Source organism: Methyloparacoccus murrellii, assembly GCF_054657115.1.
The window spans coordinates 1-24,607 of record NZ_BAAHXD010000015.1 but is presented as its reverse complement, the minus strand read 5'-3'; the positions used below and the strand labels follow the sequence as shown (position 1 = coordinate 24,607).

Here is a 24,607-nt window from a genome sequence, read left to right as displayed (position 1 = left end):
TCTTGGTTGCTTGAAGTACGGGTTGTACTCTAAACGAAAACAATGACAAATGTATTACCTTGTTTGTTACGCCTTAAGAAACAAAAATCTTCTTATGAGAAAGATAAGAAAATCCTGATTTTCAGATCTGGGACAAGCCCCGCACCAGTTCGCGGACCAAGGCCGGACCGCGGTAGATGAGGCCGGAGTAAACCTGCACCAGCGTCGCGCCAGCATCCAGCTTCCGGCGTGCGTCCTCCAGACCCAGGATGCCGCCACAGGCGATGATCGGCACCCTGCCATCCAGGCGGCAGGCCAGCTTGCCGACCACGGCCGTCGACGCCGCGAAGACCGGTCGGCCGCTGAGCCCGCCACTCTCCCCACCATGCGGCAGGGATTCGACGCCGACCCGCGACGAGGTGGTGTTGGTGGCGATGACGGCATCCACCCCGTGCCGCAGCAAGGTTGCGGCGATGGCGTCGATTTCCGCGTCATCCAGATCCGGCGCGATCTTGACGGCCAAGGGCACGATTCTCCCGTGCTCGCCCGCCAGACGCCCGCGTTCTGCCATCAGGCCCTGCAACAGCTGATCCAGGTGAGCACCCGACTGGAGACTGCGCAACCCTGGCGTATTGGGTGAGGAAATGTTGACGGTCACATAGCTGGCCGCCGGGTAAACCTTGCGTAGACCGATCCGGTAGTCGTCGAGGGCGTTCTCCACCGGCGTGTCCTTGTTCTTGCCGATGTTGATGCCGAGGATGCCCCGGTAACGGGCCGCCGCCACCCGCGCCAACAGACGATCCACGCCAGCGTTGTTGAAGCCCATGCGGTTGATGATGGCCTCCGCCGCCGGCAACCGGAACAGCCGTGGCCTGGGATTGCCCGGCTGGGGCCGGGGCGTGACCGTGCCGATCTCGATGAAACCGAAACCCAGCGCCGCCAGACCGTCGATGCAGTCGCCATTCTTGTCCAGTCCAGCCGCCAGACCGACGGGGTTGGGAAAACGCAGACCCATCACCGTGCGGGGCGAGCCGGCGGCGGCAAACCGCAGGGGATTCACCGCCCCCAGCCGATCCAGTGCGCCCAGGGTCCTGAGAGTCACATCGTGGGCGGTTTCCGGGTCCAGCCGGAACAGGGCCGGGCGGATCAGTCGATAGAGCATGGCAAATCCTCGAACGGTACTCGAAAGGCGGGCCGCAGGCGGTCCCGCAACGCGGAGAAAGCCGCCGCGTCCAGCGCATCGGTACGCCGGCCGCCGCAGAGGGCACCGCGGAAGCCGAGATAATCGGCCCCCAGGGGAAGCAGGGTCTCGATATCCTCCGCCCGCAGGGAACCGGCCAGACCACAGAGAAGCCCCAGGGACCGGCTGGCGTCGACGAAATCCCGCAGGAAATCCAGGTCGCGCAGTCGGGTCAGCGAACCGCGCTGCTTGTCCGCCGTGTCCAGCATGGCGCCGGTGAAGCCGGCATCCGCCAGACGGTCAAGCCAGTGCCGTTCCAGCGGCTGGTCGGCAAAAAAAACCCCGATCAGCCGGATGCCGGACAGGGCCAGCGGCCGCAGGCTGTCGGTGACTCCCGGCCAGTCGCCACCGGGAAAGAAACCCAGCTTGACGTAATCGACCCCGGTCGCGGCCATGGCGGCGATTGCCGGGGCGACCACCCCCGGCGCCATGGGCAGATCGCCGACGGTGGCGCTGATCGGCCGCATGCCGCCCAAGACCCGGACGATGGTCGCCACATCGGCGATCGGCAGGGCACCGAGGGCGCCGGCCACGGGATTCTTGAGATCGACGATGTCGGCACCGCCGGCTGCCGCCAACCGCGCCTCGGCCAGGTTGGCGACGCTGGCCAGCATGCCTGTGATCATGGCGAACCCCGCCGATGCTGCTCGATCCGTTCCATCAACCATCCCCAGGCTTTGCGCTCGGCGGCTCCGGCGGTCTTGTCGAGGCCGATGCGCAGATAGGCCAGCTCCGCCTCGATTTTTTCAGTCGGCAGCATGTGCAAGCGGCTGACCAGGATTGCCGCCTCCAGCACCGCGAACTGGGCACGGTTGAAGCCCCGGAACGGCGCATGGTTGCCCTCGTGCACGACGCGGCAATGCAGCCGCGGGCGCAATGGGTCGTCCTCATGCCGCAGCAGTCGCAGCTCGGCATGCGCCAGCGCGCCGGCCAGGCGCGGGCAATCGGTCGTGACCGCCGGCACCAGCGGCCAGGCGCGGCGACCGGTCAGACAGCCGGCAAAAACGCGCACATCGTCGGTGAAATTCATCACCGCCACGCCGGTCGCCAGCACGTTGTCCAGGGTCCGCGAGGGCTTGAAAGGCATCAGCAACCTGTCCTCGCCGGTCACATGAATGCCCATCGGGGCGATATGGCTTTCGCCATCGGGCGAGCGGGACGTGACGATGACCTCGCGAATCATGGATTGCCCTCCGGCAGGAGGATGTCCCCGTCCGGCGCCTCGCGTTCGCGCCGCTGGTGCAGGGTGGGGCCGGATGGCTTGTAGGCATGCGGATTGATGGTGGGATCCTCCTTCAGATCGACCTGGCAGCCCCATTCCAGCGGCTGATCCTGGGTGTAGCGCTTGCCGAGTTGCCAGGCAATCTGCGCCCGGGCCAGCTCCACGCCCAGGTAGAAGGCGTGGCCACCGTCGGTTTCGACGCCGAGTTTCGGGTACAGCGCGAAGGGGTCCTCGGCCGTGTGCAAGCCGTCACGGTTGAAGATATGCATGCCCTCGGGGCTTACCAGTATCCGGTAGCTGGGATCCTTGATGGCCTCGTACAGCTCCTGGATTTCCCCGCGACTGAGCGGAAAGGGTGAACGTTCGTGCAGGGCCATCAGGCGATCGTCGATATGCTTGGGCAGGCGGTTCAGCTCGCGCGCCGCGTAGAGAATGCGCCGCGCCAGATCGGCTTCGCGCACCGCCCGGCGGGCGTGCTTGCTGACCTGAGTCGCCAGGATCGACCTGATATGCAGCTCCGAACAGATGCCAAGCAGGGTCGCATTGATGCCGGCGGTATCGCAGTGGGTAAGCTCGGTCAGGTTGCCGACCCCCATCATGATGTCGGCCTGCGGGTGGCGGCGGCGAACCTCGTGATAGCGGAGGATGGAGTCGGTGAAACCGAAATGGATCGGATCGAGAATCGGATCGACGATGAAATCCCGTCCCTTGGCCTGCAGGACAGCCATGGCCCGGTCGAGCGAGTCGAGATCGCCGTGCGGTGACGGGATCAGGATCGGCGTCGCCGCCACCTCGTCCGCGACCCACAACGTGTCCTCCCTGAGGCTGAGCAGGAAGTCTGCCCCGGCACGGCCGCCCTGGACCAGGTCTTCCGGCTCCAGGGAATCGACGCTGACCCCGAAACCCTCGGCCTTGAGCGCCTGGACGGCGGCGGTCAGATGCGGAAACGGGGTCGCCGGCAGGCAGCCGAGGTCGATGACGTCGGCGCCGTCGCGGCGATAGTCGCGCGCCCGGCGGAGAATGCCGTCCACGTCCAGCTGCGGCGCCTCGACAATCTCAGCGAAGATGCGCAGCTCGTAGCGGCCGAGATCGGGGCGCCGCGCCTGCTTGCCAAAGAACTCGGGCAGATCGTGCAACTCGTCGGGGCCGCGCTCGATCGGCAGGCCGAAGTCGGCGGACAGCGACACCAGGTCGCCGCGGCAGCGGCCCGGCACCAGGATGCGGTCGGCGCCCTGGGTATCCTTCAGCCGGCGACGGATCATGTCGGCCGTCATCAGGGCGGCCACGGTGATGCCCAAGGGCTGCACCTTCCAGAGAAAATCCGGCTCCATCTCCTCCAGTGTCCGGCGCAACTGCTTTTCGGCCAGCTTGCCGGTGAGAAAGAGGATGTGCTCGGGCATGGCTAGGATGGCGTCACGGGACCGAAAGAGGGCGGCGATTATAGCAATCCCGCCGACGCGCACCCGCCCGGCCGTCAGTCGCGGGGGTGCTGCAGAATTTCCCGGACGTTGCGCGCGATGGTGGCGGCGATTTCGTCCATCGGCAGGTCGTTCGCGTCGGTACCAAAGGGATTTTCCACTTCCTCGGCGAGGACTTCCAGGCTGCCCAGGACATAGAACATGAAGGTCGTGAACAGGCAGGTCCAGTAGCCGAACTCCGGCGCGAAGACGAAGGGCATCGCCAGGATGTAGGCGAAGATGAACTTCTTGATGAACAGGTTGTAGGAATACGGGATGGGCGTCCGCTTGATGCGCTCGCAGCCGCCACAGATGTCGGCGAGGGCGCTGAGTTCCTGATTGAGGCAAAGCAGCTGCCAGGATGTCAGCTCGCCCTGGCGACACAAGGTCTCGATCTGTGCGAACAGAACGGCCGACACCGCGTTGGGCCCGTGCACGATATGCCCCGGTTCGTCCCACGGCTGGTCGCGCAGGTGATCCTTCAGGGCCACCGGGAAACGCGTCAGCTGATTGGCCAGCAGGGTGCGCGCGGCATGTCGCTCGGGCAGCCAGGCATCGAGCTTGAGGGCCAGATTGCGCGAGGTGTTGACCAGCTGGCCCCACAGCTTGCGCCCTTCCCACCAGCGTTCGTAGGCGGTGTTGGTGCGGAACACCAGCAGCAGCGAGATCACGAAGCCAAACAGCGAATGGACCACACTGGTCGTGTGGAAATAGCCAGGCAGAATGTTGGCGTCCAGGTATCTCACGCTGGCCGCGAACAGCGCGATGGTCAGCATGATGGGCAACAACCGCCGGAAGGTGTCGCTCCTGTGGAACTTGAAGATGAGACCCCACCAGGATTTGGGGTTGTAGCTAATGATTTGGCCTTCCTCCCTGCACGAAGACTTGCGCCGGCTACGCTGCGGTGATCATCCCGGCAAGGATGCCCGGGCAACCGGCAGGATGGCCGCTTTCGGAATATATTGCGCGACCAAGGCTGTCCCGGGCGGATGACACAGGCCTGATTTCCGGGCACCCCATGCGATGATGCATCACGACCTTGCCGGAGACGAGCATCCGGGGCGGCAAGCCTTGTTCAGATCTCGTTCGATACCGACGCTGCGACGGGGGGTGCGTCGAAGACCAGCCAGGCATTGTTGATGACCACACCCGTATAGAACAGGACCGCCAGTGCCAGCGTTGCCACCAGCGAAGGGTGTTTCTTGAAGATGACACGGCGCTTGTAGAGGCGGTAGGCAAGGACCGTCTCCAGCGACTTGCCGCCGATGATGGCCGTCCCCAGCCCCACCTCGGCGGCGAGCCCGGACAACAGCGGGTTGGCTTCAGCCAGGCCATAGAGCTGCAAGCCGAGGTAGGTAAGCGCTCCATCGGCGATATGGAGCGATGCGAACAGATAAATCAGGGCTGTATTCATGACGCGGAGCTACCTTGCGACAGGCCTCCATTCTAGCGCAAGAATATAAACAAAACCTAATAATCTGCATATGCCGCTCGATCCCGGTGTTGCGCCGGCAGGGCCGGGCAACAAGAATGCCGCCAGCCCCCCGATGGCCGGATGCTGGCATCCTCCCCCTAACAGCCGCGGCATACGCTGGTGGCCCTGCCCTCTGCCAGCCAGCCTTTCAGGCCCGTTTGCAGGTGATAGACCGCGCCGTGGCCCGGCAAGCCCACCAGCAGCTGCCCAGCGTCAACCGCCAGGCTCACAAGGGCGGCCAGAAGGAGCATCAAACGGGAGACCTTCCCCCGGATCGGGCATGACCGCGCGCCGTTGCCGATGGGCCATGCGTCAGATATCCAGGTTCGTCACTTCCAGGGCGTTGCGTTCGATGAAGTCGCGGCGCGGCTCGACCTGATCGCCCATCAGCGTAGTGAAGATCTCGTCGGCAGCGATGGCATCCTCGATGCGCACCTGAAGCAGGCGTCGGGTGCTGGCATCCAGCGTGGTCTCGAACAGCTGCTCGGGGTTCATCTCGCCCAGCCCCTTGTAGCGCTGGATGTGCTGGCCGCGCTTGGCTTCCGACATCATCCAGTCGAAAGCGGCGCGAAAGTTGGTCACCGGCTCGCGGCGCTCGTCGGCGGCCACGCACGTGTCCGGGCCGAACAGGCCATCCGTGATGCCGGCAAAACCGGCCAGGCGCCGATAGTCACCGGAATGGAAGAAGCTCGCGGAGAGGTCGAAATGCTTGTAGACACCATGCAGGCGCTTGCTGACGCGCAGCCGGAAGGACTCCGGCTGCTCGCCACATTCCGGTTCTAGGGCGAAGCGCGCGCCCGCCTCCATGCGACCGAGCCGCTCGCGCAGCTGCCCCACCCAGACCGAGACGACGGCCGGGTCGGCGAGCCGGGCGGGGTCAATGGCGGGCAGCTCGCTGAAGGCGTTCAGCAGGGTCTCGTCATAGCGGTGGGCCAGCCGGTCGACGACGGCGCGCACGGCCAGGTAATCCCGCGCCAGTTTTTCCAGACCCGGTCCCTGGATGGGCGGGGTGGCCTCGTCCGGGTGCAGGCGGGTCTTTTCCAGCGCCAGCTGCAGCAGGTAGTCGTTGAGTTCGTTGTCATCCTTGACGTACTGCTCCTGCCTGCCCTTCTTGACCTTGTACAACGGCGGCTGGGCGATGTAGATGTGGCCGCGCTCGATCAGCTCCGGCATCTGCCGGTAAAAGAAGGTCAGGAGCAGGGTGCGGATGTGCGAGCCGTCCACGTCGGCATCGGTCATGATGATGATGCGGTGGTAACGCAACCTGTCGGGGTTGTATTCATCGCGCCCGATGCCGCAGCCCATGGCGGTGATCAGGGTGCCGACCTCTTCCGAGGAAATCATGCGGTCGAAGCGCGCCCGCTCCACGTTGAGGATCTTGCCCTTGAGCGGCAGGATGGCCTGGGTGCGGCGGTCACGGCCCTGCTTGGCGGAACCACCGGCGGAATCGCCCTCGACGATGAACAGTTCGGACAGCGCGGGGTCCTTTTCCTGGCAATCGGCCAGCTTGCCGGGGAGACCCGCGATATCCAGCGCCGTCTTGCGCCGGGTCATCTCGCGCGCCTTGCGGGCGGCTTCGCGGGCTCTGGCGGCATCGATCATCTTGTTGGCGATGGTCCTGCCAATGGCGGGATTCTCCAGCATGAATTCCTGGAATTTCTCGCCCATGGCCGATTCCACCACCGGCTTGACCTCGGAAGACACCAGCTTGTCCTTGGTCTGCGAGGAAAACTTGGGGTCGGGCACCTTGACCGAAAGGATCGCGGTCAGGCCCTCGCGGGCATCGTCGCCGGACGTGTCGACCTTCTGTTTCTTCAGCAGGCCCTGCTCCTCGATGTACTGGTTCAGGGTGCGGGTCAGCGCGGCGCGGAAACCGGCGAGATGGGTACCGCCATCGCGCTGGGGGATATTGTTGGTGAAGCAGTAAATGTTCTCCTGGTAGGAATCGTTCCACTGCAAGGCCGCCTCCACCGTGATGCCATCCTTCTCGGTCTGGAAGTAGAAGACCTTCTCGAACAGCGGGGTCTTGTTCTTGTTGAGGTGCTCGACGAAGGCGCGGATGCCGCCCTCGAATTCGAAGATGTCGGTCTTGTCCGAGCGCTCGTCCCTGAGCACGATGCGGACACCGGAATTGAGGAACGACAGCTCGCGCAGGCGCTTGGCGAGAACGTCGTAGTGGAATTCGATGTTGCTGAAAGTCTCCGCGCTGGGCTTGAAATGGACCGTGGTGCCGGTGACATCGCTGTCGCCCACGGGCGACAGCGGCGCCTGCGGTACGCCGTGTGCGTAATGCTGCCGGTAGATCTTGCCGCCACGATGGATTTCCAGCGTGAGGATTTCGGAAAGGGCGTTCACGACCGAAACCCCCACCCCATGCAGACCGCCCGAAACCTTGTAGGAATTGTCGTCGAACTTGCCGCCGGCATGCAGCACGGTCATGATGACCTCGGCCGCCGAGCGCCCCTCCTCGGCGTGGATGTCCACCGGAATGCCGCGGCCATCGTCGCTGACGGTAATCGACTCATCCGCATGGATGGTGACCTTGATCTTCCTGCAGTAGCCCGCCAGCGCCTCGTCGATGGCATTGTCGACCACCTCGAACACCATGTGGTGCAAACCGGTGCCGTCGTCGGTATCGCCGATATACATGCCCGGACGCTTGCGCACGGCGTCCAGCCCCTTGAGCACCTTGATGGATGAACTGTCGTATTCGGAGGGGGATATCTGATTGGTCATGGGTTGGTCATGCCTGGCTGAGCCGGCCCTGCGCCATCTCGAACACGGCCGATTCCGTCGGCAGCCGGTCGGCGATGGCCTCGCGCGAAGTGGCCGTAATGAAAAACTGGGTGGGGCGGCCGCGCAGGAGCTCCAGCAGAATGTTCTTGTTGTTCTCGTCTAGCTCCGAGGCGACGTCATCGATCAGAACGCAACCTGCAGTGCCGATCCGTTCTTCCATCAGGCGCGACTGCGCCAGTAGCAGCGCGTACACCAGCAGCTTCATCTGCCCGCGGGATACGTATGCCCTGACGGGGCGCTGATCGAGGAGGACGGAGAAGTCCCCCTTGTGTGGACCTGACTGGGTATGGCCATGGCGAAGGTCCGTCGCGACATCATTTTCCAGCGCCATCGCCAGCGGGAGGGAAAGATCCCAGCCCGGCTGCATACGCAGGGCGAAATGCGATCCGGAAAAGAAGCGCCCCCCTATTTCGTTGAAAAAAGGCGTGAGGCGCTCGAGATAGTCCCCGCGTGCCTCATGCATCATTATACCGTACCGGGCCAGCTCCCGATCCCACGGCTTGAGGGCTGCCGCCTGCCCGGCACGCAGGAGGGCGTTGCGCTGATGCAGCGCCTTGGCGTAACGGCGACAGACGTCGAGATAGCCGGGTTGCCGATGAAAGACGCCGAAATCCAGGAACTGGCGCCGGAGTTTGGGCGCGCCGTCGATCAGCGCAATGCCGGCGGGCTGGATGACCAGCAGGGGCAACACCTGCAACAGCTCGGCGCTGGACTGCGCCGGGCGACCGCCGATCTGGAGTTCGCGCTCGCGCCGACCGATACGGATGCCGATGGGCATGGAGCCGCCGCCGGCATCGGCATCGGCGGCCACGCGGCCGGCCACGGTCAGCTCGCTGGCACCGAACCGGATGAGCTGGCCGATCTGGCTGGTGCGAAAGGAACGCGCCCGGGCCAGCAGGTAGACCGCCTCCAGCAGCGAGGTCTTGCCACTGGCATTGGCGCCGACCAGAAGATTCAGCCGCGGATGGGGCTCGACACTGATCGGCGCAAGGTTGCGCAACCCGACGACGTCCAGCCTGACCAGGCTCATCCGTGGACGCGGGCGACCCGGCTCAGAGCCGCATGGGCATGACGACGTACTTGTACCGCGTGTCGACCGTATCCTCGATCAGGCAGCTGTTGGCCGCCGGCGTGAAGGACAGGCGGACATGCTCGGCATCGGCATGGCCGATCGCATCCAGCAGGTAGCCGGCATTGAAGCCGACCGACACACCGCCACCCTCGGCCTCCAGCGCCACGCGCTCCTCGGCTTCCTCGTGCTCGATATTCTGGCTTTTCAGGATCATGACGCCCTCGCCTTCGGGGACTTCCAGGCTGATGCTCTTCTGCTTTTCCAGACTGAGCACCGAAACCCGGCTCAGCGCCCCGCGGAAGAGATCGCGCTCAACGCGGTAATGGCGGTCGAGATCGCGCGGCATGACGCGTTGATAGTCGGGGAAGCGGCCCTCGATCAGCTTGGCGGAGAACACCACCGACCCCAGATTGACACGCACGGTATTGGGCGAGATCTGGAGGATCACCGTATCGTCGGCATCGCCCAAGAGCCGCACCAATTCCAGCACGCCCTTGCGCGGCACGATGATCTGGCGGTTGTTGGCGAAGGGGGCGGGCAACGTTTCCTGGAACAGCGCCAGACGATGGCCATCCGAGGCGACGGCCCTGAGCGTGCTACCCTCGAAATCCAGCAGCAGACCATTAAGGTAGTAGCGCACATCCTGCTGTGCCATGGCAAAGAGGGTCTTGTCCAGCGCCTGTCGCAGCGTCTCGCCCGGCAGCGAGACTTCGAGTTCGGTCGTGCCCGAATCAAAGGCCGGATAGTTTTCCACCGGCAGCGTAGCCAGGCTGAAACGGCTGCTGCCACAACGGATACCCAGGCGATCGTCGCGCTGCTCGACCCTGACTTCGCTGTGGTCCGGCAACAGACGGAAGATGTCCAGCAGCTTGCGGGCCGGCACGGTGACCGCGCCCTCCTCGCCTGAGCCAGCCTCCACACTGGCCACCAGCTGCACCTCGAGATCGGTACCGGTCAGTTCCACCCGTCCATCGCTGAGCCGCATCAGCACGTTCGACAGGATCGGCAGGGTCTGGCGTTTCTCGACCACACCGATGACCTGCGAGAGCGGGGTAAGCAAAGTCTCACGGGCGATGGCGAACTTCATGCATGGATCCTGTTGGGGTTGAACGGTCGGGAGCGACGACGGCGGGGCAAAAACCTCGGGATCACGCCGAGAGCGTGCGCTTGAGGTTGCTGTAGTCCTCGGCGAACTTGCTGTCGCTTTCCTTCAATTCCTGCACCTTGCGGCAAGCATGCAGCACGGTGGTGTGATCGCGGCCGCCGAACAGCTGGCCGATTTCCGGCAGGCTGTGGTTGGTCAGCTCCTTGGCCAGCGCCATGGCGGCCTGCCGCGGGCGTGTCACCGAGCGGGTCCGCTTGGCGGACAGGAGATCGGCGACGCGAATCTTGTAGTACTCGGCAACCGTCTTCTGGATGTTCTCGACGTTGACCAGCCGGTCCTGCAGCGCGATCAGGTCGCGCAACGCGTCACGGGCGAAATCCAGCGTGATCGGCTTGCCGGTGAAATGGGAATTGGCAATCACGCGCCGGAGGGCGCCTTCGAGTTCACGGATGTTGGAGCGTATGCGCTTGCCGATGAAGAACGCCACCTCGTCGGGCAGGTCCACGCCGGCATGCTGGGCCTTGCTCATCAGGATCGCCACCCGCGTCTCCAGGTCGGGTGGCTCCACTGCTACCGGCAGGCCCCAGCCGAAGCGCGACTTCAGCCGCTCCTCGAGTCCCTTGATTTCCTTGGGATAGCGATCGCAGGTCAGGACAACCTGGTGCTTGTTCTCCAGCAGCGTGTTGAAGGTATGAAAAAACTCCTCCTGCGAACGCTCCTTGCCGGCAAAGAACTGGATATCGTCGATGAGCAGGGCATCGACACTGCGGTAGTAATCCTTGAAAGCGTTGATGGCATTGTGTTGCAGCGCCTTGACCATGTCCGACACGAAGCGCTCGGAATGCAGGTAGACGATGTTGGCGCCAGGATTGCCGTTGAGAATCTCGTTGCCGATGGCATGCATCAGGTGGGTCTTGCCGAGCCCCACGCCGCCATAGATGAACAGGGGGTTGTAGGCGCGGCCGACGTTCTGCGCCACCTGCAGGGAGGCCGCTTTGGCCAGCTGGTTCGACTTGCCCTCGACGAAGTCGGCGAAGGTGAACGCGGGATTCAGGTTGTTGGGCACCTTCTTGGCACTGCCCGGCTTGCGCGCAGGGACAGGGCGCGCCAGCAAGGGCTCGCTGGCACGGGTGCCGATTTCCAGCGATACGGTCGGTGCCGGATCATTCTGTGCGCTCAGCACCTCTTCGATACGGCTGAAGAAATGCTGGCGCACCCAGTCCAGCACGAACTTGTTGGGCGCCAGCAGCTTGAGTTCGGAACCATTCTCGACCGGTTGCAGCGGGCGAATCCAGGTGTTGAACTGCTGCGGCGGCAGCTCACCTTCCAGGCGACTCATGCACTGGGACCAGAGCTGACTCATGACGGGATGGCGGAAACGAACGAGGGAAGCAACAGGGGCATCGGCATGGGGAGCAGATCGGTCTCACGGCAGGCCAGCTAATATAACCCAAGCATCGGCCCGGCCGCAGGATTGACACGCCATTCTTCCCTGTTTTAGCATTTTGCCTCTTTTGCATCGTCGGTTTCCAAGGTTTCCATCATGAAAAGAACGTATCAGCCCAGCAAGATCAAGCGTGTGCGGACCCACGGTTTCCGCGCCCGGATGAAGACCCGCGGTGGCCGTCTGGTCATCAACGCCCGCCGGGCCAAGGGCCGCAAGCGGCTGACCGTCTGACGATCTTGCCGGCGCCTTTCGGCTTCCCGCGCACGCTGCGACTTACCCAGGCCAAGGATTACCAGCAGGTCTTCGCGGAAGCCACCCGGTCCGCCGATCACTACCTCAGCGTCATGGCGCGCGCCAATGGACGCAACTTCCCGCGGCTGGGCCTGGCCATCTCCAAGCGGCAAGTGAGGAAGGCCGCAGACCGCAACCGGATCAAGCGCGTCAGCCGAGAGTCCTTTCGACTGCATCAGCGACAGCTGGCCGGTTTCGACTTTGTCGTCATGGCGCGCTCCCCCGCATCCCAGGCAGATCATGAACACCTCCATCGCTCATTGCGGAAACACTGGCAACGTCTGGTGAAGCAATGCGGTACCTCCTGGTCGGCCTCATCCAGCTCTACCGCTATCTGATCAGCCCCTGGTTGGGGCATCATTGTCGTTTTGAGCCGTCCTGTTCGGCCTATGCGCTGACCGCGATCCAGCGTTACGGCGCCTGGCGCGGCACCGTTCTGGCCGTCAAGCGCCTTGCCAGGTGCCACCCCTGGCACGAAGGCGGCATCGATCCCGTACCCGACAAGTAAACGGAAACCCCTCCCATGGATAACGCAAGGTTCGTACTGATCGTGTTCTTCTTCTTCCTGAGTGTCATGCTGTACCAGCAATGGCAACTGGATTACGGACCCAAGCCGGTTGCGCCCGCTGGCCAGAGCGGAACCGGCGCGTCTGCGGCCAGACCGGATGTTCCGGGTACGGCAGGGGAAGCAGCCGGCACCACCGGTTCGGCCGTTGCCGGCGGCGGCGCCGAGCTGATCCGCAAGCAGCGGGTGCAGGTGGAGACCGATGTCATGCGGGTGGAGATCGACACCGAGGGCGGCGATCTGCGCCTGCTGGATCTGCTGCAATATCCGCAAGCGAAGGACACGCCGGACAAACCGGTGCGGCTGCTGACCGACGAGGATCTGGTGTTTGTCGCCCAGAGCGGCTTCATCGGCGACGAGGCCAACTCCCCCAACCACCACACGCTCTGGCAGGCCAGCGCAGGCCAATACCGCCTGGCCGACGGCCAGGGCGAGCTGCGGGTCCCGCTGACCTGGGTGGGTCCGACCGGTGTAACCGTCACCAAGACCTATGTCTTCAAGCGCGGCAGCTACGACATCGGCCTGGAGCAACAGGTTGCCAACAACGGGCAGAATTCATGGAGCGCGCGCCAGTATGTCCAGCTGCAGCGCAAGGATCCGGGCGACAAGAACAAGGACCAGTTCGTTCGCACCTATACCGGCGGCGTGCTGTATACCCCCGAGGAAAAATACGAAAAGATCTCCTTCAAGGACATGGCCAGCGACAATCTGAGCCGCAAGTCCCAGGAGGGCTGGATTGCCATGATCCAGCATTACTTCCTCGCCGCCTGGGTACCTGCCACCGGACAGGAAAACAACTTCTACACCAAGGCGCTGTCCGACCATCATTTCGTCATCGGCGCCTACGCGCCGCCCTTGACCGTGAACCCGGGCGAGAGCAAGAGCGCCCAGGCCCAGCTGTTCGCCGGCCCCAAACTGCAACGCGTGCTGGAAACCACCGCGCCGGGCCTGGACCTGACCGTGGACTACGGTGCCCTGACCCTGATCGCCAAGCCGATCTTCTGGCTGCTGGAGCAGTTCCACAAGATCTTCAGCAACTGGGGGTGGGCCATCATCTTCGTCACCATCACCCTCAAGGCCCTGTTCTTCCGCCTCTCGGCCTCCAGCTACCGCTCCATGGCCAACATGCGCAAGCTGCAACCCAAGCTCGCCGAGCTGAAGGAAAAATACGCCGGCGACAAGCAGAAGCTCAATCACGCCATGATGGAGATGTACAGGAAGGAGAAGGTCAATCCGCTGGGCGGCTGCCTGCCGATCCTGGTGCAGATCCCAGTGTTCATCTCCCTCTACTGGGTGCTGATCGAAGCCGTGGAGATGCGCCAGGCGCCCTTCATCGGCTGGTTGACCGATCTGTCCGCCAAGGATCCCTACTTCATCCTGCCGGTGATCATGGGCGTATCCATGTTCATCCAGCAAAAGCTCAGCCCGCCGCCGTCCGATCCGCTGCAGGCGAAGATCATGCAGTTCTTCCCGATCATGTTCACCGGCTTCTTCGCCTTCTTCCCGTCCGGCCTGGTGCTGTACTGGGTGGTGAACAACCTCCTGTCCATCCTGCAGCAGTGGTACATCAACAAGACCATCGTCGCCGGCGTGGCCGCCAAGGCCTGAGGGCGTGACCAACCCGGGCGGCGCCGCGCGCCGCCCATGGGCTCCTCGCATGACGCCCACCGCGGAGACCATCGCAGCCATCGCCACCCCGGCCGGCCGGGGCGGCATCGGCATCATTCGTGTCTCGGGTAGCGAGGTACCCGCGATCCTCGAAGCCCTGCTGGGAACAACCATCCCGCCCCGGCAGGCGCACTTCGGCCACTTCCTGGACACGGACGGGCAGAGCCTGGATCAGGGCCTGGCCCTGTATTTCCCTGCGCCGCGTTCCTTCACCGGCGAAGACGTACTGGAGCTCCACGCCCATGGCAGCCCGGTGGTGCTGGATATGCTGCTGCAGCGGATTCTGGCCCTCGGTGGGCGGTTGGCGCGACCCGGCGAATTCAGCGAACGTGCCTTCCTCAACGACAAGATCGATCTCGCCCAGGCCGAGGCCATCGCCGACCTAATTGACAGCACCACCGCCAGCGCCGCCCGATCAGCCCAACGCTCGCTGCAGGGAGAATTCTCGCGTCAGATTGACGGCCTGGTCGAAGCCTTGATCGAGCTGCGCCTGCATGTCGAAGCCGCCATCGACTTCAGCGACGAGGACATCGATGTCCTCGCCGAAGCGCGCCTCGGCGAACAGCTCGATGGCCTGACTCAACGGCTGGCGACGCTGCGGACCCAGGCCCGCCAGGGCTGCCTGCTGCGCGAAGGCATGAGCATCGTCATCGCCGGCCGTCCCAATGCCGGCAAATCCAGCCTGCTCAATCACCTCACCGGCCGTGACACCGCCATCGTCACCGACATTGCCGGCACCACCCGCGACACCCTGCGGGCATTCATCCAGATCGACGGCCTGCCCCTGCATGTCATCGACACCGCCGGCCTGCGCGAGGACAGCGACGATCCGGTCGAACGGGAGGGCATGCGTCGCGCCCGCGCCGAAATCGAATCCGCCGACCACGTACTGCTGCTCATCAACGACAGCGATCCCGAGAGCAGCGAAGGCCTGCTCGGCACCCTGCCGTCGCATCTCCCTGTCACCCGAGTTCACAACAAGATCGACCTGACCGGCCGGGCACCGGGCCTGACCCGCACAGCGGATGGCATGGTGGCGCATGTCTCGCTCAAGACCGGCCAAGGCCTGGACAGCCTGCTAGCGCATCTCAAGGCCAGCGTCGGCTACGACAGCGAAGCCGAGGGTATCTTCACCGCTCGCCGCCGCCACCTAGATGCCCTCGACCAGGCGCGCCTCGCCCTCGACCAGGCACGTGCCCGGCTCGACGACGGCGCTGCCGAACTGGTCGCGGAAGAGCTGCGCCAGGCTCAGCAATCCCTCTCCGGGATCACCGGCGAATTCACCAGCGACGACCTGCTGGGCCGCATTTTTTCCAGCTTCTGCATCGGAAAATAGCTTTAGTTCCGGGGCGTCCGTTGTGTTCCGGGAAAAGGCTGTCAAACCCTTGTCGTTCCTGAATTCCTGTTCCGAAGCTGTCTTGTGTGTTCCGGTGGAATCCGTGAAAATGTGTGCCCACATGTGCGCCACGGCAACAGGGTGTGCGCCACGGAGTTCTGAAATGTGTGCCACGCGGGCTGTTTCTGGGGCGGTGATATCACATTCCAATGGACGGAATTGCCCCCAGAAACCGGCTGAAGGCCGCAACCCACATGGATTTCATCATGTGCGCCACGGAATTACGGTGCGCCACGGGCATCGTCCGATTTTCGTGGCGCACGCATGGGATGACGGAGAAACACGATGTCGCTGTCGGATACCAAACTGCGGAATCTCAAGCCCGCAGAAGCCAGATACCAGGTGGCCGATGAGAAAGGCCTCTACGTCGAGGTCCAGCCGGGCGGCGCCAAGACATTCAGGTATCGCTATCGCCTGGGCGGGCGAGAGTCCAAGCAAGAGAAAGTGACCCTGGGCGACTACCCGACCTACTCACTGGCCGAGGCGCGGACCTGGCGCGACGACTGCAAGGCACTGGCGGGCCGGGGGCTATCGCCAATGGCAATGAAGCGCGGCGATGCGATCCCCGAGGATGCCGCCCCCGCCGTCAAGGAACTGGCGCAAGCCTTCATCCGTGAATGGTGTTTGAAAACCCGCGAGAAAGCCAGAATCAAGGAAGAGGCGGCGAAGGAAGCCGACACGGTGGAAGCCTTTGCCCGGCGCTGGTATGCCGAGATTGTGACCCCGGCGAACAGCAACCCCCGCAACATCCTGCGTGCGCTGGAAAAAGACGTGATCCCGGCGATTGGCAGCAAACAGATTGCCGACGTGACCGTGACCGACATTCTGGCGATTACCGACAAGATAAAGAATCGCGGGGCCGATCAAATGGCGCTGCAAACCCGCAATGTACTGAAACGGCTTTTCGCCTATGCCATTGCGCGGGAGAAAACCCAATTCAACCCGGCGGCGGCAATCGAGGCGAAATTCATTGCCCAAGCTAAGAGCCGCGACGTAGCCCTGACCCAGGAGGAAATCGGAAAGCTGTTACGGGCTATCTACCAGTCGAGCATGAAGCGGGCGCACAAGCTGGCGCTACACCTGCTGATTCTGTGCATGGTGCGGAAATCGGAACTGATCGAAGCCAGATGGGAAGAACTTGACCTTGAGAAAGCGGAATGGGCGATCCCCGGCGAGCGCATGAAGAAAGACAAACCGCACCTTGTTTCACTGTCCCGGCAGGCGGTGGCCATGTTCGAGGAATTGAAGGGGCTGGCGAGCGGTTCTGAATGGGTATTCCCCAGCTCACGCAGCCTGAAACAGCCTATCGCCAAGAGCACGCTGAATGTTGCCGTGCGGGCGCTGGAGGCTGATGTGCGGGACTTTGTGATCCACGATTTCCGGCGCACGGCATCCACGCATCTGCATGAAGCCGGCTTCAATTCGGACTGGATCGAGAAAAGCCTGGCCCATGAAACCAAGGGCATCCGGGGCGTCTACAACCGGGCGCAGTACGCCGACCAGCGGCGGGAAATGTTGCAATAGTGGGCCGATTTTGTGGACGCCCAAATCGAGGATGAGCGGAAAGTAATTATTGGCCGGTTTGGGAAATCATTCCAGGCGGCATAACGATTAGCCGCGCCTAGTTCGACGGGACGAAAACCGGGAAACCCTTGCCCGGCTGGCGCGGCATCTGATTCAGGGGAGATGCGTGATAAGGGGCGCTATGGATATTCTGAAGGAGTTAGAAGCTGCTGGCACTATCGAAACCTTGACTATCATTGAGGCTGCGTTACTTGCCCCTGACTTTGATCTTGATGACCCAGAGCTTTTTTGGTTTCCAGAAGACTTAAAGCTGCCGTTTCATAAGCGCCCAAGAATTGCACACTATGGGATTATTGGGAAAATAAATGCAATTTACTGCGCATTGCATAGGCGAGAGATAAAGGGGTTTTATTCTCCTGGCGATGAGAACAGGAGTCACTATTATGATTCATCGGTATATGTGGATTCCTTTTTGCGCTGGCTAGATGGCCTAGCCATCAAACCGCCGCCTGGCCGAAATGATTCCACTGAGGCACTTGGCTTCATGGATTGCAATAATCCCCGTTATGCTCCCAAGCTGGCAGCGGCAGTGAGCGCATGGCAGGCCGTGACCGACCCAGTTGGGAAACATCCCAAGCAAGCCCTGGTCAAGTGGCTACGCGGGCATGCGGCAGAGTTTGAAATGACCGATGGTGAGGGCAAGCCCAATGAGACCGGCATCGAGGAAGTTGCGAAAGTAGCGAACTGGCAGTTGACTGGAGGCGCCGCCAAGACACCCGGCAAGTAAACCACCCCCCCCCTCTAAACCGGCGACATTGCTGGGGTTCATCGGGTTAGGAACGATGATCCACCCACCCTTTAATGTCTGAATCCCCCCCCCAATAGCGGCATAACCAGGGGGTGGGTTTTCCATCATCCGCCCCCTGTTCAGGCGGCCCGCGATGTAAAAAATACGCAGCCATGCCGGCATTTTCCGGCGGCTTCCGAGGAAGTACACAATGGCTGCAAATCAAATTCGCGACGCCCAGGCCCGCGTCACCATCCTGCGCCGCCGTCAGGTCGAGGCTAGGACCGGCTTGTCCCGCAGCTCGATCTACGCAAAAACCCGACCCAATCCCAAACGTCCGTCCGAGTACGACCCCACATTCCCTAAGCCGATCCTGGTGGGTAATAGGTCCGTGGGCTGGATCGAATCAGAAATTGACGCCTGGCTGGACGCCCGGGTGAAACAAAGCCGGGGTGCGGCATGAACGCGCCGCGCTTGACAGTCCGCCGCGCCGAGGGACAGAATGAATTGTCCCAGTTCGCAAACTGGGCAGGGCGTGGAAACCCTGTACACTCAGGCGCATTGAACAGCGCCACCCGTGGGCGCTTTTTCGTGTCCGGTCGTCAGTCTATGGCGGCTGGCGCGGGCAGCCTCACGGCTGGCCGGTCCCTGAGTCCGGTTTTCCACCCCGCGTCAGTCCGCCACCCAATCTCCGTGGAAAGAGATCGTGGCGGTTACTCCCCTAACTCAGGAGTCACCACAATGGCAATCAACGCCACATCTACGGGCGAAATCCGCCCAAATACCCCCACGTCCGATCTTCACTGGGTCAAGGAATCGACCGTCATCAAAAGACTTCGCCGCGCACTGGCGAAGAGAAATCACTCCCTTCTGATCACCCGCGAGCACGCCCCCGCCCGCCGCCGGTTGGGTCGGTACGCCGTCCTCGATGGCGCTGGCGAAGTGCTGCAAAGGGACGCCGACCTGGCCGCACTGGCCCGATTCTTGGGCGTGCTGGCCACGCACGAACGCATCGAGCCGCGCGGCTTTCAGGGGTGGAGGCACTACGTCGGCAAGGTCGAGACCGTCATCGTTGATGGCGTGGAGGCCAGCTATGCCCGCCCAATCACCCGCACGTACGCATCCGAAGCCGCAGCCCGCCGGGCCGTTGAGCACCTGGACGACCGTGAGGGATTGGTGATTTGCAGCTTCGACGCCTCCACCCGGCGGGAGGATGCCCATGTCGCGTGACCATGAGCTAGAGGAAGCCGCCAACAACGTCACCGCGACCATGCGCCGGCTCATAGAGGACCTGAACGGCGAGGCCATTACGCCAAAGGCGTTGCGCCTTGCAGCCCACGAGTTCCGCAGCCTGGCGATGTACCTACAGGAAGTTGCCGACGTGGCCGAAGCACGCGAGAGGTACGCCGCGCCGGTCGAGTCTGAGGGTGGGCTGTTATGAGCGCGAAACCCAGCAAAATCAATGGTTTGGGCGACTCCGCTTTGCGGGTGGCTTGTCGTGACGGGAAGGTTTTCGACGTAGTTCAACAACCCAAGAGGTGTTCAACAATGTCGGGAATTCAAGACAGCGCAATGATGCAAATCCTGCTGCGGGCGTATCCCCTGCTGCCCGGTAATGCCCTAGTCCCGCGTCCGGTCATCATGGCCTTGGCAGGAATATCAGACTCGAAGCTGTGGGCGCATGTCCGTGAGGGCACGCTGGATACCCCGATACGCACGGGCAAGAGGGGCGTCCACTGGCGCAAGGAGTCGGTCGAGAAATTCCTGAATCGAGACATGCCGCTGGCCGCTATGGGCGAAAGCCCGGTGGGACGCAAGCGGAAGGAGGGCGAATCTCATGCCCACTGATATGCAAAGCCCCCGCCCCGCTGCTGACGGGGAGAGGGCCAATCTTCAATGTGTGCAAGGACAGTTTACCGTACCGACAGCCGATGCGGAAAGCTCATTCGCCGCAGCAATGGCAGAGGCCGGTATTGTCACGCATGACCCAATATTGGCCGATGGCCAGCTTCACCGAATCCATGTGGAAGGGCATCGGCGCGGAACCAAAAATGCGGCCTACGTCCTTCATGGTGATGGTCGGGCCGCTGGGTGGTTTCAAGACTTTGTGGCCGGCACCAGGGCCACCTGGAAAGCCGATGGCAATTGGAAGCCAGACCCCGGCGCAAAGCAGCGCATGGAGCAGGCCAAGGCCCAACGCAAGGCCGAGGAACACGCTCGCCACATGGAAGCGGCAAGCCGTGCCGCACGGATATGGGAACAGGCCACCGATTGCGAGGGGCATCCGTATCTGGACAGGAAGCGCGTCAGAGCGTGGGGTTTGCGAGTGAAGGGTAATGACCTCTTGATTCCCTTGCGCGATTCCTGGGGCCGGCTATGGAGCTTGCAGCGCATCGAATCGCACGAGGATGGTTTCTCGAAACGGTTCATGACCGGAGGCCGTGTCAAGGGGCTGATGCACTGGACTGGCGACACACACGGGCATCTGCTGTTCGTCTGCGAAGGCTACGCCACCGCCGCCACCATCGCGGGGCAGACCGGGCAAGCCGCATATGTGGCGTTCTCGGCTGGCAACCTGATGGACGTAGCGGTAGAGCTTAGGGCCATCTTTCCGCATCGCCGCATCATCATCGCGGGCGATTCCGATCCGGTAGGCAGGCCCAAGGCCGAAGCCGCCGCACGGGCCGCACGGGCGGAACTGTCAATCCCGGAATTTCCCGAGGGCGTGGCCGGTTCGGATTGGAATGACCTTGCAGCATGGAGGTCTGGCCATGTCGACCATTGACCCCATCGGCGCGGCCAAGCGGCCGGACTGCAAATACATTCCGCGCACCTATCGTGAACTTCTGCAGCGCGATCCGCCCAAGGAGACCGTGGAGGACGTATTGCCGGCCACCGGCAGCGCCTGCATCTATGGACAGTCGGGCGCGGGTAAAACCTTTCTGGCGCTGGATTTGGCGCTGGCGATTGCCCGAGGCGACCGCACATGGTTTGGCTATCGCGTGGCACAGCGGCATGTCATCTATGTGTGTCTCGAAGGCGAGGCCCATATCCGCGACCGACTCAAGGCGCACGCCGATGGCTCAGGTAAGCCCATACCGGACTCGCTGGTCGTCATCGATAACGAACCCTTTGAGCTTGCCAACCCCGACGACATCGACCACCTGCTGACGCTTACGGCGGGGCACGCGTTCCCGGTCGTCATCATCGACACCCTGACCCGCGCCACGGCGGGAATGGACCTGAACAACAGCGCCGACATGGGCAAGGCCATCGCGGGCATTGACCGGATTCGTCGCGCCGGGAGTTGCTTGGTCGTGAGCATCTATCACTCGACCAGCAAGACCAACGGCACCAACGCCACGGAATTGGGGCATTCCAGCCTCAGGGGCAGCTTAGACGCTTCACTATTCGTATGGGCCGATGGAGACGCCAAGAAATGGACGACCGCCAAGGTGAAGGATGCTGCTGATGGTGCTGAGCATCCATTCGGCCTCAAGCCGCAAGAGGTCCGTATCAATCAGTGGGGCAACGCCAAGTCATCGTGCTATGTGACCGAGGCTCACCGTCCGCGCTATGACCCCGAAGCCGAGAAGCGGGCGCTGTGTGACCAGGTGGAGAACTTCCTCGCGTCATGCCTGAAATCTTCGCCGCCTGAGTATCACACCGGCGCAACCATTGAAGCGCAGAAGCAGAAGCTGGGTATGTCTCGCGACCGCATACGCGAAACCATAGCCGTGCTTCGGGCGCAGATGCGCGTGGTTGATATGCCTTTGCCATCTGGCAAGCATGGCGGCAGGCAGACCTATCTGCACCCGGCTGGCAAAGTGCCTACTTCGCGGGAGGACGCATAGATGCCCGCGCAGTACCGTCATTTCAGCGCCAAATTTAACGGATTTGGCCGCGTTCTCACTTCGCGGAATCTACCGCGCGGCCCTATAGGAACCGCGAACCCGCGAGGTTTACGCGGGGGTTCTCGCTTCAGGATTTCCCGGCACTTCGCGGAAACGGCAAAAACCTCCCGCGAGGTTGCGCGAGGTAAGCCCACCACCGCCACACCGATTCACCGCTTGGAGACATCCAAAGGCCGCGCCTGGGAGCATTTTTGATGCTTCATCCACGGCTACCCCCTCTCCTGCCAATTCTGAAAGCGTGGCGGGGGGCTACCATCGAAACCTACAAAACCCCCTTCCCGCCCGCCTGGCCATCGCCGCCGAACGTGTCTGTCGAGAGGTGCACGGTGACGGCGACGACCAGGTGGCGCGGATGCTCGATGGCCTCGCGCACTATCCGGCCGACGACTGGGACAGCCTGGCGGACCACTTCGCGAGCCAGCTGCCGCCGCCGCCCGAACCGGGCAGAGAGCGGATCACGCTCCAGGCGGGCGCTTATCAATTCGACATGGACGTTCCCACCGAGCATGTCGCCGCCTTCGTGGCGCGGGCGTCGGTGCGGTTCAAGCTCCGAAACTCAGGCGGGGGAGGCAGTCTGTTGGGCGAGGTTGGGAAATCCGAGGCCGAGTTGCGGGAAATCTTGGTGGAAAAGTATTCCGACCGACTCGAATCAATCAACGGGGTAGCGCCATTAATACCCGGCTCGATGCTCATTCCTGCGAGTGGGCATTGGGGCCAGGATTTCAACGATGACCCGTCATTTTGAGGCAACACATGAGCATCACACGACTACACCCTGCCGACGATCCGGCAAAAGCCTACTTCGCCGGGCGACAGTTTCACGTTGTTCCCACGGGCACTTACGACTCGGACGGAACGGAAGTCCTCGGCATCTCTCCGGAGCTTTCCGCCCTACTTCTGGTCCAGCGAATCTCCGGCGAGCTGTCTGGCCGAGACCCCTTTCCCAAGGCCCGCGTCTGGTGGGGCCAACTGAAGGCCATGGCGCGGCAGCGGGGTATCCATGACCAGCACATCCGCCAGCTTGAGCGAGCCCTCGCGGCAGAGGGGCCGAGTGATATGGCGACGCTGCGGGCACTCAATCGGTGGACGCCGAAGTTCTCGCCCAATGATATGGTCCAAGCGGTGTTCAAGGTGGTGCCGGCATGAATGACGTTCTCGGCATGTGGATCATGCGCCCGGTTTTTGCTTCAGCCTTGTCGCCGATCATGCCAGTTCGCGCAAGATTTCGGGATGCTTCTCCGCCACGCGAAGCAATGTCTTGGCCGCGCCTGATGGGTTGCGCCGCCCCTGCTCCCATTCCTGAAGCGTCCGCGTCGAGACCCCCAGCAGACCGGCAAATTTGGCCTGCGATAACCGTGTCCTGAATCTGATTTTGGCGACGGGCGATTCCACAATGCGCCCGTCATCGGTAATCACGCTGACCCGGCCAATCTGACCGGCTTTCAGTTCTTCAATCGCCTGTAGCAACTCCCCGTTGAGGTCGCGCTGGGCATCTTGGGCCATGAGTTCGGCTTCAGATAATTTCGGCATGGTCGGCTATCTCCCGTAGTGTCCTCAAGGTGGTTGGGCTGATGTTTTCCTGGGCGCTTTTGCCATGCACCGTCAAGAGCCAGATGCGCCCATGTTGATCCTGCACGTAGTAAAGAATCCGTAGGCCGCCCCGTTTACCCATGCCTGGGCGTGACCATCGCAGTTTGCGTACACCCCCCGTACCGGGCACAACCGGCCCCGCGTGAGGATTGGCGTCAAGATGCCGCTGCAAATCCATCAATTCATCCTCGTCCAGACAGTCGGCGGCAAACCGCGTGAACACGGGCAGTTCGATAAAGGTGTGCCTGTGCGGCAATCATACGTCATTGCCGTAGATTTGTAAGCATCACTGTAGTAACGCGAATGTCGTGACGGCCCAATGGGGGCATGGTTCACGCTCTTCCTGCCATCTCCGTGGAAACCTCGCCGCCGGCTGACGCGGAGTCGGCGGCCCCTTTTTTTACGGGTGCCCCCCGTGACTGACGACCGCCAAGCCCGCCGCCGCCAACAGGGCCGCGAGCGCCAGGCCCGGTTTCGCAAGGCCCACCAGGGCGAGTTCCGAACCATCCAGATTCCCAAGCCCTTGCATGCCGCGCTCAAAACCCGTGCGCGTGCGGCTGGGCTGCCCCTCCACCGGTACCTGCAACTGAGGATGACCCCATGACTGAGTCAGAAAGGCTTTTAGCCGAGCTCGAAGCCACCGTTAACCGCCAACGCCGCGAGGGCCGCGCCCTGGTGAAAAGTCTTTCCGCTGGCCGCTACACGGGCCGCACCCGCCGGCCGGACTTTGGCAGACAGGATCAGCCGCTTGATCTGGTCAAGGCACAACTGACGCTGAACCATCTGCACCGCGCCGGCAAGCTGACCGACGAACAGGCCGGCAAGGCTCAAGCCAGGCTGATGGCCCTGCGTCCGACCGAGATTATTCGGCTGAAGTGATGCCCGGTCCCTTTGACGATGTGCTGGCCGACCTGTGCCGCCTTCAAATCAAGCGCCTGCGCGAACAGCCCACGCCGGGCCAGCTCCGCAAGTGCCGCGCCCGGCTTGGCGCTCTGGTTGGCGTCGCGCCGCCTCGCCGCCTCGCGCCGCTGTTTCAACGTCTCCGCCGTCTTGAGGATGATTTCCTATGAATGCCATCGC

At 62.8% G+C, this 24,607-nt stretch carries 30 protein-coding genes; 18 read left to right on the top strand and 12 right to left on the bottom strand.

What is annotated here, in order from left to right; all coding sequences use genetic code 11:
- Positions 1–121: 121 nt before the first annotated feature.
- From ACYQ1H_RS06210 to dnaA, 10 genes are all read right to left on the bottom strand, one after another.
- Positions 122–1,141 carry a quinone-dependent dihydroorotate dehydrogenase gene (locus ACYQ1H_RS06210; protein WP_460027174.1) on the bottom strand — a complete coding sequence of 340 codons (1,020 nt, stop codon included), beginning with the start codon at positions 1,139–1,141 and terminating at the stop codon, positions 122–124.
- Positions 1,126–1,845 (bottom strand): (5-formylfuran-3-yl)methyl phosphate synthase, encoded by a 720-nt coding sequence (locus ACYQ1H_RS06205; protein ID WP_460027173.1) that lies wholly within the window; start codon positions 1,843–1,845, stop codon positions 1,126–1,128. The genes ACYQ1H_RS06210 and ACYQ1H_RS06205 overlap by 16 nt, the downstream gene beginning before the upstream one ends.
- Positions 1,842–2,402, bottom strand: coding sequence for a DUF447 domain-containing protein (locus ACYQ1H_RS06200; protein WP_460027172.1), 561 nt, complete (start codon positions 2,400–2,402; stop codon positions 1,842–1,844). Before ACYQ1H_RS06200 ends, ACYQ1H_RS06205 begins: the two co-directional genes overlap by 4 nt.
- Complete coding sequence (locus ACYQ1H_RS06195; protein WP_460027171.1) at positions 2,399–3,841, bottom strand: DUF6513 domain-containing protein; 1,443 nt, start codon at positions 3,839–3,841, stop codon at positions 2,399–2,401. Before ACYQ1H_RS06195 ends, ACYQ1H_RS06200 begins: the two co-directional genes overlap by 4 nt.
- Positions 3,842–3,915: 74 nt before the next feature.
- Positions 3,916–4,755: a bestrophin family protein gene (locus ACYQ1H_RS06190; RefSeq protein WP_460027215.1), complete on the bottom strand. Its 840-nt coding sequence runs from the start codon at positions 4,753–4,755 to the stop codon at positions 3,916–3,918.
- Positions 4,756–4,973: 218 nt separating this feature from the next.
- A complete protein-coding gene (locus ACYQ1H_RS06185; RefSeq protein ID WP_460027170.1) occupies positions 4,974–5,312 on the bottom strand; it encodes a DUF5658 family protein in 339 nt (112 codons plus the stop codon).
- 372 nt (positions 5,313–5,684) lie between these two features.
- Positions 5,685–8,108, bottom strand: a complete 2,424-nt coding sequence (gene gyrB, locus ACYQ1H_RS06180; RefSeq protein ID WP_460027169.1) for a DNA topoisomerase (ATP-hydrolyzing) subunit B — start codon at positions 8,106–8,108, stop codon at positions 5,685–5,687.
- A 7-nt stretch (positions 8,109–8,115) separates the two neighbouring features.
- Positions 8,116–9,198, bottom strand: a complete 1,083-nt coding sequence (gene recF, locus ACYQ1H_RS06175) for a DNA replication/repair protein RecF (protein ID WP_460027168.1) — start codon at positions 9,196–9,198, stop codon at positions 8,116–8,118.
- Between the two features lie 22 nt (positions 9,199–9,220).
- Complete coding sequence (dnaN, locus tag ACYQ1H_RS06170) at positions 9,221–10,327, bottom strand: DNA polymerase III subunit beta (RefSeq protein WP_460027167.1); 1,107 nt, start codon at positions 10,325–10,327, stop codon at positions 9,221–9,223.
- 61 nt (positions 10,328–10,388) lie between these two features.
- Positions 10,389–11,708 carry a chromosomal replication initiator protein DnaA gene (dnaA, locus tag ACYQ1H_RS06165; protein ID WP_460027166.1) on the bottom strand — a complete coding sequence of 440 codons (1,320 nt, stop codon included), beginning with the start codon at positions 11,706–11,708 and terminating at the stop codon, positions 10,389–10,391.
- A 180-nt stretch (positions 11,709–11,888) separates the two neighbouring features.
- Between dnaA and rpmH the strand changes: the two genes are divergently transcribed.
- The 15 genes from rpmH (at position 11,889) to ACYQ1H_RS06090 (ending at position 23,083) form a co-directional block, all read left to right on the top strand.
- Positions 11,889–12,023 (top strand): 50S ribosomal protein L34, encoded by a 135-nt coding sequence (gene rpmH, locus ACYQ1H_RS06160; RefSeq protein WP_460027165.1) that lies wholly within the window; start codon positions 11,889–11,891, stop codon positions 12,021–12,023.
- A gap of 5 nt (positions 12,024–12,028) precedes the next feature.
- Positions 12,029–12,421, top strand: a complete 393-nt coding sequence (gene rnpA, locus ACYQ1H_RS06155) for a ribonuclease P protein component (protein ID WP_460027164.1) — start codon at positions 12,029–12,031, stop codon at positions 12,419–12,421.
- Positions 12,376–12,591 carry a membrane protein insertion efficiency factor YidD gene (gene yidD, locus ACYQ1H_RS06150; protein ID WP_460027163.1) on the top strand — a complete coding sequence of 72 codons (216 nt, stop codon included), beginning with the start codon at positions 12,376–12,378 and terminating at the stop codon, positions 12,589–12,591. The genes rnpA and yidD overlap by 46 nt, the downstream gene beginning before the upstream one ends.
- A gap of 15 nt (positions 12,592–12,606) precedes the next feature.
- Complete coding sequence (yidC, locus tag ACYQ1H_RS06145) at positions 12,607–14,256, top strand: membrane protein insertase YidC (RefSeq protein ID WP_460027162.1); 1,650 nt, start codon at positions 12,607–12,609, stop codon at positions 14,254–14,256.
- Positions 14,257–14,305: 49 nt separating this feature from the next.
- On the top strand, positions 14,306–15,652 hold the full coding sequence (mnmE, locus tag ACYQ1H_RS06140; protein WP_460027161.1) for a tRNA uridine-5-carboxymethylaminomethyl(34) synthesis GTPase MnmE: 1,347 nt from the start codon (positions 14,306–14,308) through the stop codon (positions 15,650–15,652).
- A gap of 345 nt (positions 15,653–15,997) precedes the next feature.
- Positions 15,998–17,236 (top strand): tyrosine-type recombinase/integrase, encoded by a 1,239-nt coding sequence (locus ACYQ1H_RS06135; protein ID WP_460027160.1) that lies wholly within the window; start codon positions 15,998–16,000, stop codon positions 17,234–17,236.
- Between the two features lie 181 nt (positions 17,237–17,417).
- The gene (locus ACYQ1H_RS06130) at positions 17,418–18,023 is read left to right on the top strand and encodes a hypothetical protein (protein ID WP_460027159.1); all 606 of its coding nucleotides are present in this window, start codon (positions 17,418–17,420) and stop codon (positions 18,021–18,023) included.
- A 211-nt stretch (positions 18,024–18,234) separates the two neighbouring features.
- Positions 18,235–18,486, top strand: a complete 252-nt coding sequence (locus ACYQ1H_RS06125; protein WP_460027158.1) for a helix-turn-helix transcriptional regulator — start codon at positions 18,235–18,237, stop codon at positions 18,484–18,486.
- 278 nt (positions 18,487–18,764) lie between these two features.
- Positions 18,765–19,253 carry a hypothetical protein gene (locus ACYQ1H_RS06120; RefSeq protein WP_460027157.1) on the top strand — a complete coding sequence of 163 codons (489 nt, stop codon included), beginning with the start codon at positions 18,765–18,767 and terminating at the stop codon, positions 19,251–19,253.
- A complete protein-coding gene (locus tag ACYQ1H_RS06115) occupies positions 19,243–19,464 on the top strand; it encodes a hypothetical protein (RefSeq protein WP_460027156.1) in 222 nt (73 codons plus the stop codon). The genes ACYQ1H_RS06120 and ACYQ1H_RS06115 overlap by 11 nt, the downstream gene beginning before the upstream one ends.
- Positions 19,461–19,871: a helix-turn-helix transcriptional regulator gene (locus tag ACYQ1H_RS06110; RefSeq protein ID WP_460027155.1), complete on the top strand. Its 411-nt coding sequence runs from the start codon at positions 19,461–19,463 to the stop codon at positions 19,869–19,871. Before ACYQ1H_RS06115 ends, ACYQ1H_RS06110 begins: the two co-directional genes overlap by 4 nt.
- A complete protein-coding gene (locus ACYQ1H_RS06105; RefSeq protein ID WP_460027154.1) occupies positions 19,861–20,808 on the top strand; it encodes a toprim domain-containing protein in 948 nt (315 codons plus the stop codon). The genes ACYQ1H_RS06110 and ACYQ1H_RS06105 overlap by 11 nt, the downstream gene beginning before the upstream one ends.
- Complete coding sequence (locus ACYQ1H_RS06100) at positions 20,795–21,877, top strand: AAA family ATPase (protein WP_460027153.1); 1,083 nt, start codon at positions 20,795–20,797, stop codon at positions 21,875–21,877. The genes ACYQ1H_RS06105 and ACYQ1H_RS06100 overlap by 14 nt, the downstream gene beginning before the upstream one ends.
- A gap of 298 nt (positions 21,878–22,175) precedes the next feature.
- Positions 22,176–22,682, top strand: a complete 507-nt coding sequence (locus tag ACYQ1H_RS06095) for a hypothetical protein (protein ID WP_460027152.1) — start codon at positions 22,176–22,178, stop codon at positions 22,680–22,682.
- Positions 22,683–22,690: 8 nt separating this feature from the next.
- Positions 22,691–23,083, top strand: a complete 393-nt coding sequence (locus ACYQ1H_RS06090) for a hypothetical protein (protein ID WP_460027151.1) — start codon at positions 22,691–22,693, stop codon at positions 23,081–23,083.
- Positions 23,084–23,140: 57 nt separating this feature from the next.
- Here the strand turns inward: ACYQ1H_RS06090 and ACYQ1H_RS06085 are convergent, their stop codons facing one another.
- Together ACYQ1H_RS06085 and ACYQ1H_RS06080 are read right to left on the bottom strand one after the other, a co-directional pair.
- Positions 23,141–23,467, bottom strand: coding sequence for a helix-turn-helix domain-containing protein (locus ACYQ1H_RS06085; RefSeq protein WP_460027150.1), 327 nt, complete (start codon positions 23,465–23,467; stop codon positions 23,141–23,143).
- The gene (locus tag ACYQ1H_RS06080; RefSeq protein ID WP_460027149.1) at positions 23,451–23,750 is read right to left on the bottom strand and encodes a type II toxin-antitoxin system RelE/ParE family toxin; all 300 of its coding nucleotides are present in this window, start codon (positions 23,748–23,750) and stop codon (positions 23,451–23,453) included. Before ACYQ1H_RS06080 ends, ACYQ1H_RS06085 begins: the two co-directional genes overlap by 17 nt.
- A 192-nt stretch (positions 23,751–23,942) precedes the next feature.
- Between ACYQ1H_RS06080 and ACYQ1H_RS06075 the strand changes: the two genes are divergently transcribed.
- From ACYQ1H_RS06075 to ACYQ1H_RS06065, 3 genes are read left to right on the top strand one after another with little or no spacing between them, the layout of a single operon-like run.
- Positions 23,943–24,131, top strand: a complete 189-nt coding sequence (locus ACYQ1H_RS06075; protein WP_460027148.1) for a hypothetical protein — start codon at positions 23,943–23,945, stop codon at positions 24,129–24,131.
- Entirely contained in the window at positions 24,128–24,406 is a 279-nt protein-coding gene (locus ACYQ1H_RS06070) for a hypothetical protein (RefSeq protein ID WP_460027147.1), read from the top strand. Before ACYQ1H_RS06075 ends, ACYQ1H_RS06070 begins: the two co-directional genes overlap by 4 nt.
- Entirely contained in the window at positions 24,406–24,597 is a 192-nt protein-coding gene (locus ACYQ1H_RS06065; protein WP_460027146.1) for a hypothetical protein, read from the top strand. The genes ACYQ1H_RS06070 and ACYQ1H_RS06065 overlap by 1 nt, the downstream gene beginning before the upstream one ends.
- Positions 24,598–24,607 lie beyond the last annotated feature (10 nt).